General features: G+C 76.8%; 1 protein-coding gene. It reads right to left on the bottom strand.

What is annotated here, in order from left to right; translation table 11 throughout:
• The coding region (locus AB0K00_RS50855; RefSeq protein WP_363537940.1) for an SDR family NAD(P)-dependent oxidoreductase at positions 1–9,845 on the bottom strand (9,845 nt) is incomplete at its 3' end.
• Positions 9,846–10,021: the final 176 nt, after the last annotated feature.

Here is a 10,021-nt window from a genome sequence, read left to right as displayed (position 1 = left end):
AGGCCGTTGCTGGCGCCGTCGCTGTTGGTGGCGGTGCCGCGGATGAGGGCGTGGATGGTGCGGCCCTGGGCGAGCGCGTCCGACAACCGCTGCAGGATGACGACCCCCGCACCGTCGCCGAAGCCAGTCCCGTCCGCCTCGGCCGAGAAGGGTTTGCAGCGGCCGTCGGCGGCCAGGCCGCCCTGGGCGTGGAACTGGTCGAAGATCGTCGGGGAGGCGATGACGGTGACCCCGCCCGCGAGGGCCGCGTCGCACTCGCCCGACCGCAGCGCCTGCACCGCCAGGTGGATCGCCACCAGTGACGAGGAGCAGGCGGTGTCGACGGTGACCGCCGGTCCTTCGAGGCCGAACGTGTAGGCCAGCCGGCCCGACGCGACGCTGGTGTTCATGCCGGTGAGCAGGTGGCCGAGCAGCGCCGCCGGCGCGCCGGTGCGCGGCCCGTACTCCTGGGCGATGACCCCGGCGTAGACCGCCGTCCGGCTGCCGCGCAGCTCCGCCGTGCTCATCCCGGCCCGCTCGAAGGCCTCCCACGCGATCTGCAGCAGCAGCCGCTGCTGCGGGTCCATCGCGAGCGCCTCGCGCGGGCTGATGCCGAACAGCTCGGCGTCGAACGCGTCGGCGTCCTCGACGAAGCCGCCTACCCGGGCGTACGGCTGCCCGCCGGCCCAGCCACGACCGTCCGGGAACGGGCCGACGGCGTCCTGCCCGGCGGCCACCAGCCGCCACAGGTCCTCGGGGCTGCGCACCCCGCCCGGGTACCGGCAGGCCATCCCGACGATCGCGATCGGCTCCCGCATCGACGGGGCCGGATGCACCGCGACCGGCTCGGGGGGCGGCTCGAGAGCCGGGGCGGTCTCCTCGATGAGGGCGTGCAGCTGCGCGGCGAGCGCGGCGATGCTGGGGTGCGCGAAGACGACCGTCACCGGCAGGGACAGCCCGGTGGCCTTGGCGAGGCGGTTGCGCAGCTCGACCGACGTGAGCGAGTCGAAGCCCAGCTCCTTGAACGCCCGCCCGGCGTCGATCGCGGCCGGGTCGGGGTGGGCGAGGACCGTCGCGGTGTGCGCGCGGACCAGGTCGACCAGCATCGCCTGCCGCTGCCCGGCGGGTGCCGCGGCGAACTCCCGCCGCCACCCCGACCGGCCGGCGCCCCGGTTCGCGGCCACCCGCGCCGTCGCCGGCCCGGGACGGACCAGGCCGCGCAGCGGTGGCGGTACCACATCGGCGGCGGCAAGCGCGGCCCGGTCCAGGGACGCGGCGACGACGTTGGCCAGGCCGCCGGCGAGGGCCGCGTCGAACAGCGCCAGCCCGTCGGCGACCGGGATCGGGATGAGGCCGCCGCGGCGCAGCCGGTCCAGGTCGGCCCGGCTCAGCCCGCCGGTCATCCCGCTGCCGGCGTCCCACAGCCCCCACGCGATGCTCGTCGCCGGCCGCCCGGTGGCCGCGCGGGCCTGGGCGAGGGCGTCCAGCCAGGTGTTCGCGGCGGCGTAGTTGGCCTGGCCGGCGCCGCCGATCGTGCCGATCACCGAGGAGAACAGCACGAACGCGGCGAGGTCCAGGTCGCGGGTCAGCGCGTCGAGGTGGGCGGCGGCGTCGGTCTTCGGCCGCAGCACGGCGGCGAGGTGCTCCGGGGTCAGCCCGGTCACCGGCGCGTCGCGCAGCACCCCGGCGGCGTGCACGACCGCCGAGAGGGGACGCTCGGCCGGGACACGGGCGAGCAGGCGGCGCAACTGCCCGCGGTCGGCGGTGTCGCAGGCGGCGACGGTCGCCGCGGCGCCGAGCGCTTCGAGCCGCTCGACCAGGGCGGCGGCGCCCGGGGCGGCGGGGCCGGAGCGGCTCACCAGCAGCAGGTGGCGGACGCCGTGGACGCGCACCAGGTGCTCGGCCAGGTGGGCGCCGAGGCCGCCGGTGCCGCCGGTGACGAGCACGGTCCCGTCGGCGGGCAGCGGCCGCGGCACCGTCAGCACCACCTTGCCGACGTGGGCCGCGTGCTGCACGTGCCGCAGCGCCGTCCCGGCCTGCCGCAGGTCGAACGTGGTCACCGGCGGCAGGGTCAGCTGCCCGGCGCGCAACCAGTGCAGCAGGACCACCAGCATCTCCCGCAGTTCGGGCGCGGGCAGATCGAACAGGTCGAACGGGCGGTACCGCACCCACGGGTGGCTGGCCGCGAGCTGCTCCGGCGGGCGCAGGTCGGTCTTGCCGATCTCCACGAACCGCCCGTCGGGCGCGACCAGGTTCAGCGACGCGTCGGTGAACTCGCCGGCGAGGCAGTTGAGGACCACGTCCATGCCATTGGCGGCGGTGGCACCGAACCGTCCGGCGAACTCGAGGGTGCGGGAGCTGGCCAGGTGTGCCTCGTCGAACCCGGCGGCCAGCAGCATCGGGTGCTTGGCCGGCGACGCGGTGCCGTAGACCTCGGCGCCGAGCAGCCGGGCGATCTGCGTCGCGGCGAAGCCGACCCCGCCGGCGGCGGCGTGGATGAGGACCCGCTCGCCGGGCTGGACGGCCGCGACGTTGACGAGGGCGTGGTACGCGGTGGCGTAGACGACCGGCACCGCCGCCGCTTCGGCGAACGACCAGCCGTCCGGGACCGGCAGCGCGAGTTCGGCGTCGACGACCGCGACGGGGCCTGTCGCGCCGCGCCACGGCCCGAGGACCCGGTCGCCGACGGCGATTCCGGTGACATCCGGGCCGACCTCGGTGACGACGCCCGCCGCCTCGCTGCCGACGTGCTCGGGCTCGGGGTACATGCCGAGCGCGATGAGCACGTCGCGGAAGTTCACGCCGACGGCGCGGACCGCGACCCGTACCTCCCCGGCGCGCAGCGGTGCGCCGGCGGCCGGGTGCGCGGCGACGGTGAGGCCGTCGACGGTCCCGGTGGTTCCCGCGGCCAGCCGCCACGGCGCCGCCGCGGCTTCCGGCAGGCTCAGCGGCACGGGGGCCGGCTGGAGGCGCGGGACGAACAGTTCGCCGCGCCGCCACGCCGCCTGCGGTTCCGCGGCGGCGACGGTGGCCGCCACCGCGGCGTCGACGTCGGTGCCGGCGGTGCCGGGCGGCACGTCGAGCAGGACGAACCTGTCGGGGTGCTCGGTCTGCACGGTCCGCAGCAGCCCCCACAGCGCCGCCTGGGCCGGGTCCGCGACCCGGTCGCCGAGCGCCGGGCGGGTGCCGCCCGCGGTCACCACGGCGAGGGTCGCGGCCGCGGTGCCCGGCTCGGCGAGCCAGCCCTGGACGCCGGCGAGCACGGCCGCGGTCACCTCGTGCACGTCACCGGCCGGGGCGGCCAGCACGACCACACCGTCCACGGTGGACAGGTCGAGGCCGGCCAGCCGCGGGTACGTGCCGGACGCGGCCGGCGTCGCGACCGCCTCCCAGCGGACCTCCAGCAGGGCCGGCCCGGCGGACGGCACCGGGCGCAGGCCGACGTCGGCGGTGAGGACGGCCGCGCCCGTGGCGTCGGCGACCTCGAGGCGGTGCAGGTCCGGCCCGGCCGGGGTGATCCGCACCCGCAGCCCGCCGCGGGCCGGGCGGTGGCGGCGCACCCGCTGCCAGACGAACGGCAGTTCCAGGCGGTCCCGGTCGAGGATCAGGGCGTGCAGGGCCGCGTCCAACGTCGCCGGGTGGACCCCGTACCCGTCCTCGGACAGCCCGTCGGCGACCTCGGCGGCGCCGGTGACCTCGGCGTGCACGGCGGTCCCGGCCCGCCACATGTGGTGCAGGCCCTGGAATGCGGGCCCGTAGCCGTAGCCGGTCGCGGCCAGCCGCTCGTAGCAGCCGGCGAGGTCGACCGGGTCGCCGCCGGCGATCTGGGCCATGGCCGGATGCGCCGGGAGCTGCGCGGCGAGGGTACCGGCGGCGTGCCGGGTCCACGGGCCGTCGCCGGTGCGGGCGTGGACGGTGACCCGCCGCGCGCCCGTGTCGTCCGGGCCGCCGGCGGTGACCTGCACCTCGGCGGCCGTGCCGGCCGGCAGCTCCAGCGGGGCCTCGATGACCAGTTCCTCGACCCCGGCGGCGCCGCTCACCTCGGCGGCGTGCAGGGCCAGTTCGAGGAAGCCGGTCGCGGGGAACAGCACGGTGCCGGCGACGGCGTGGTCGGCGAGCCACGGCTGGGCGGCCTCGGACAGCCGCCCGGTGAGCACGACCGCGTCGCCCTCCGCGAGGGGCACGGTCGCGCCGAGCAGCGGGTGCCCGGCGGCAGCGAGGCCGAGGGATGCCGGGTCGCCGGAGCCGGGGACGGGCGTGAGCCAGTACCGTTGCCGCTCGAACGGATAGGTGGGCAGTTCGACCAGTCGCCGCGCGGACGGCCCGAACACCGTTGTCCAGTCGACGCTCGCGCCGCAGGTGTAGGCGTGCGCCACGGCGGCGCGGAACTGCCCCGCACCGCCGTGGTCGCGGCGCAGCGTGCCGACCGCCGCCCCGTCGACGCCGAGCCGGGCCAGGGTCTCCTCGACCGGGGTGGTGAGCACCGGGTGCGGCGAGACCTCGACGAACAGGGTGTGGCCGTCGCGGGCCAGCGCGCGCACGGCCGCGTCGAAGCGGACCGGCTCGCGCAGGTTCCGCCACCAGTAGCCGGCGTCGAGGTCGACGGCGTCGACCGGCTCGCCGGTGACGGTCGAATACAGCGGGACCGCGGCCGGGGCCGGGGTGACGGAGCCCAGCGCGGCGGTGAGCTCCTCGCGCAGCGATTCGACCGCCGGGCCGTGGGAGGCGTAGTCGACGTCGATGAGCTTCGCGCGGACGCCGCCGGCCACGCAGGCCGCCACGAACCGCCGCGTCTCAACGGCCGGGCCGGCCACGACCGTGCTCGACGGGCCATTGCAGACCGCGACGTGCAGCGGCACGTCCCCGATCCGCTCGCGGACCTGCCCGGCGGGCAGCGACACGGCCGCCATCGTGCCGGTGCCGGCGAGGGCTGTCAGCGCCCGGCTGCGCAGTGCCACGATCCGCGCGCCGTCGGCCAGCGACAGCGCCCCGGCGACGCAGGCCGCCGCGATCTCGCCCTGCGAGTGCCCGACGACGGCGTCGGGGCGGACCCCGTGCCGCCGCCACAGCTCGGCCAGGCCGATCATGACCGCCCACAGGGCCGGTTGGACGACGTCGACCCGGCGTTCCCAGCCCGGCATCCGGTCGCGGAGGACCTCGGTCAGCGACCAGTCGACGTACGGTTCGAGGGCCGCCGCGCAGTCGGCGATCCGCTCCGCGAAGGCCGGCGAGTCGTCGAGGAGGCCGGCGGCCATCTCCCGCCACTGGGCGCCCTGCCCGGGGAAGACGAACACCACCCGGCCGGTGCCCGCCACGCCTTCGGCGCCGGCGTCGGGGGTGTCGCCGGCGGCGAGGGCGCGCAGCCCGGCGAGCAGTTCGGCGTGGTCGCGGCCGAGGACGGCGGCGCGGTGGGGGAGGCCGCCGCGGCCGGCGGACAGAGTCCATCCGACGCGGGCGGGGTCACCCGGGTGCGCCGCCAGGTGCCCGGCGAGCTGTTCGGCGCGCAGTTGCAGCGCCGCCGGGGTTTTCGCCGACACGACCCACGGCACCGGCACCGGCATCGGCACCGGCGCCGGGTCGTCCGCCGTGTCCACGGCGGCGGTGGCCGGGGCCTGTTCCAGGATGAGGTGCGCGTTGGTGCCGGAGATGCCGAACGACGACACCGCCGCCCGGCGCGGCCGCTGGACGGCGGGCCACGGGGTGCCGCCGGTCAGCAGCGCCACGCCACCCCGGTCCCAGTCCACAAAGGACGACGGCAGATCGGCGTGCAGGGTGCGGGGCAATTCGCCGCGGCGCACCGCCTCCACCATCTTGATCACCCCGGCGACCCCCGCGGCGGCCTGGGCATGGCCGATGTTCGACTTCAGCGAGCCCAGCAGCAGCGGCCGGTCCGCCGGGCGGCCGGGTGCCGCGCCGTACGTCGCCAGCAGCGCCTGCGCCTCGATCGGGTCGCCGAGCCGGGTGCCGGTGCCGTGCGCCTCGACCGCGTCGACCTCTGCCGCGTCGACGGCGGCGTCGGCGAGCGCCAGGCGGATCGCCCGCTGCTGCGAGCGGCCGTTCGGGGCGGTCAGGCCGTTGCTGGCGCCGTCGTTGTTGACCGCCGAGCCGCGGATGACGGCGAGGACCTCGTGCCCGGCCGCCTGCGCGTCGCTGAGCCGCTCCAGCACCAGCATGCCGACGCCTTCGGCCCAGGCGGTGCCGTCGGCGTCGGCGCCGAACGCCTTGCAGCGCCCGTCCGGGGCGAGCCCGCCCTGCCGGGAGAACTCCATGAAGATGCCCGGTGCCGCCATCACCGACACGCCGCCGGCGAGGGCCATGCCGCACTCGCCGGCCCGCAGCGCGCGGACCGCGAGGTGGATCGCGACCAGCGACGACGAGCACGCGGTGTCGACCGTGATCGCGGGGCCCTGCAGGCCCAGCACGTAGGCGATGCGGCCGGACGCGACGCTGCCGGTGGTGCCGGTCAGCAGCATGCCGGCGTGTTCGGTGTCGCCGTCGGCGAGCCGCGGCCCGTACTCCTGCGGCATCGCCCCGACGAACACCCCGACCGGTTCGCCCGCCAGGGACGCCGGGTCGATGCCGGCGCGTTCCAGGGCCTCCCACGACGTCTGCAGCAGCAGCCGCTGCTGCGGGTCCATGGCGACGGCCTCGCGCGGCGACAGGTCGAAGAACCCGGCGTCGAACTCGTCGGCGTCGTGCAGGAAGCCGCCCGAGCCGGTCGCGCAACCCTTGGCGCGTAACGCCTCCAGGTCCCAGCCGCGGTTCTCGGGGAAGCCGGAGATGGCGTCGGTACCGCCGGCGACGAGCCGCCACAAATCATCCGGCGAGCGGACGTCGCCGGGCAGGCGGCAGGCGGTCGCGACGATGGCGATCGGTTCGTTCGCGGCACCGGGCGCGGCCTCGGCGGCGACCGGGGCGGCCCCGGCCAGCTCGTCGCGCAGGTGCGCGGCCAGGAGGCGGACCGTCGGCAGGTCGAACACGGCGCTGCCGCTGACCGGCAGGCCGGTCTCGGCGCCGAGCCGCGCGGCCAGCTCGACCGCGAGGGTCGAGTCGAAGCCCAGGTCCTTGAACGTCAGGGCCGGGTCGACGTCGGCCCAGCCGTCAAGGCCGAGGACGGCGGCGGCGTGCCCGCGCACCAGGCGCTCCGCCCCGGCGAGGTCGACCAGCCGCACCGCCGCGGGCCCGGCGGGCACGGTCTCGGCGGGCCCGGCTTCGGCGGCCCCGGCTCCGGCCGTGGTCACCTCGGGTTGTGGCAGCCAGAACCGCTTGCGGACGAATGCCTGGGTGGGCAGGTCGACGGGCGCGCCGGCCGGCACGAGGGTGGACCAGGCCGGGTCGGCGCCGGTCGTGTAGGCGCCGGCGAGGGAGATCAGGAACCGTTCGGGCCCGTCGTCGTCGCGCCGCAGCGTCGGGAGCACCGCCACGTCGTCGGCGCCGGCCGCGTCGAGGGTCTCCCGGGCGGCGCCGGTGAGGACCGGGTGCGCGGACACCTCGACGAACCGGGTGTGCCCCGCCGCGGACAGCGCCTCGAGCGCCTGCTGGAAGCGCACCGGCCGGCGGAGGCTGTCGTACCAGTACCGGGCGTCCAATGTGGACGTTTCGACGACCGTCGCGGTGGTGGTGGACCAGAACGGCACCTGCCCCGGCCGGGGCTCGATCCCGGCGAGGCCGGCGAGCAGCTCGTCGCGCAGCGGCTCGACCTGCGCGCTGTGCGCGGCGTGACCCGGCCCGCGCCGCACGTCGACGTTTCGCCCCGCGTACCGGGTGATGAGCGCCTCGACGGCGGCGAGCGGCCCGGCGACGACCGTCGAGCGCGGCCCGTCGGAGCCGGCGATCCCGAGCTCAGGATGGCCGGTGAGGTCGGCCGCGACACGGTCGGCGGGCAGCGCGACGGTCACCGTCGCGCCGGTGCCGGCGATGCGGTGCAGTGCCTGCGCGCGGCGGGCGACGACACGGGCGGCGTCGTCGAGGGTGAGGGCGTCCGCGACGTACGCGGCGGCGATCTCACCGTCGGAGTGCCCGACGACCGCGGCGGGCTCGACGCCGTGGTGCAGCCAGAGTCTGGCCAGCGACGTGGTGACCGCGAACAGGGCCGGCTGGGCGACGTCGACCCGGTCCAGCGCGGGCGCGCCCGGACGCCCGGCCAGCACGTCGAGCAGCGACCAGCCGGCGTGCGGGGCGAGGGCGTCGGCGCAGGCGTGCAGGTGCTCGCGGAACGCCTCGCTGGTCGCGATCAGCTCCCGCGCCGTCCCGGCCCACTGCGCGCCCTGGCCCGGCAGCATGAACACGGTGCCGCCGCGGGACGCCGTTCCGGTGGTGACGGCGCGGGCGGGCCGCCCGTCGGCGACGGCGGCGAGGTCGTCCAGGAGCGCGGCCCGCCCGTCGGCGACGACGGCGGCCCGGTGCGGCAGGTGGCCGCGGGTGGTGGCGAGCGAGCCGGCCACGGCGGCCATGGTGAGGTCCGGCGCGGCGAGCAGGTGCTCGCGCAGGCGCGTCGCCTGCGCCCGCATCCCTTCGGCGGTCCGCCCCGACACCACGAACGGCATCGGACGGTCGTCGTCCCGCGCGGTGTCCTGTGCGCGGGGCTCGGGTGCGGCGGTGACGACGACGTGGCAGTTGGTGCCGCCCATGCCGAACGACGACACGCCGGCCACGAGCGGGCCGTCGCCCTGCGGCCAGCCGGTCAGCTCGGTCTGCACCCGCAGGCCCAGGTCCGGCAGCGGGATCCCGGGTGCGGCGGCACGGAAGTGCAGGCTCGGCGGCAGCTGCCGGTGCCACATCGACAGCACGACCTTGAGCAGGCCGACGATCCCGGCCGCGCCTTCCAGGTGGCCGATGTTGGTCTTCACCGAGCCGACCGGCAACGGGGGCGTCGAGGCGTCGCGGCCGGCACCGAGGGTCGCCCCGAGCGCGGCGGCCTCGACCGGGTCGCCGACGCGGGTGCCGGTGCCGTGCAGCTCGACGTACCGGACCGCTGCCATCGGCACGCCGCTGCGCTCGTACGCCTCCCGCAGGACCTCCTCCTGGCCGGTGCGGCTCGGCACGGTCAGGGCCTCACCGGGGCCGTCGTTGTTGACCGCGCCGCCGGCCAGGACGGCGTAGACCCGGTCGCCGTCGGCCAGGGCGCGTGACAGCAGCTTGAGCACCAGCACCGCGCCGCCCTCGCCGCGCACGAACCCGTTGGCCCGCTCGTCGAAGGTGAAGCAGCGGCCGTCGGGTGACAGCCCGCCGAAGCGCTGCGCGGTGAGCGTGCTCTCCGGGGCCAGGATCACGTTGAGGCCACCGGCGAGCGCGAGCCCGGTCTCGCCGCGGCGCAGGCTCTCGCAGGCCAGCTGCACGGCGACGAGCGACGAGGACTGGCCGGTGTCGACGATGAGGCTGGGGCCGCGCAGGCCCAGCACGTAGGAGACCCGGTTGGCGATGATGCCGCGGTGCAGGCCGGCCATGGTGTGCTCGCCGGGCGCGACCCGGCCGGCGAGCGTGCCGTAGTCGTCCCAGATCGAGCCGACGTAGACGCCGGTTCGGCTGCCACGCAAGCGTTCGGGCACGATCCGGGCGTCCTGCAGCGCCTCCCACGCCAGTTCCAGCGCCAGCCGCTGGCGCGGGTCCATCGCGCCGGCCTCGCGCGGCGAGATGCCGAAGAAGGCCGCGTCGAACGCGTCGACCTCGTCGAGGTATCCGCCGGGGAGGCCGGCGGTGTGCGCCTCCCGGCCGGCGGGCGCCGGGCCGACCGCGTCGACCCCGTCGCGCAGCAGGCGCCAGAACGCGTCGGGGTCCGGTGCCTGTGGCAGCCGGCAGGACATACCGATGACGGCGACCGTTCCTGCACCGTCGGTGTATTCGTTGTTCCCGTCTGCGTTCGTCATGTCGTCACCAATCCCCATCCGCGGCCCACGTTCGCGGGCGACCCGGCGGAACGAAATGCGTTCATCCTGGAAGAGAGGGCTGAAAGGCGGCTTGCCACCGGCTAAAGACAGGATGTGCCGGTGTCGTAGGGGCGGCTAGGGGTGTGGACGTGATCGGGTTGCGCCATACGCTCGGC

The organism is Dactylosporangium sp. NPDC049525 (assembly GCF_040676755.1).
Classification (GTDB): Bacteria; Actinomycetota; Actinomycetes; order Mycobacteriales; family Micromonosporaceae; genus Dactylosporangium.
Note: the sequence above shows the minus strand (reverse complement) of the source record. Positions and strands in the feature narration are given on the sequence as shown.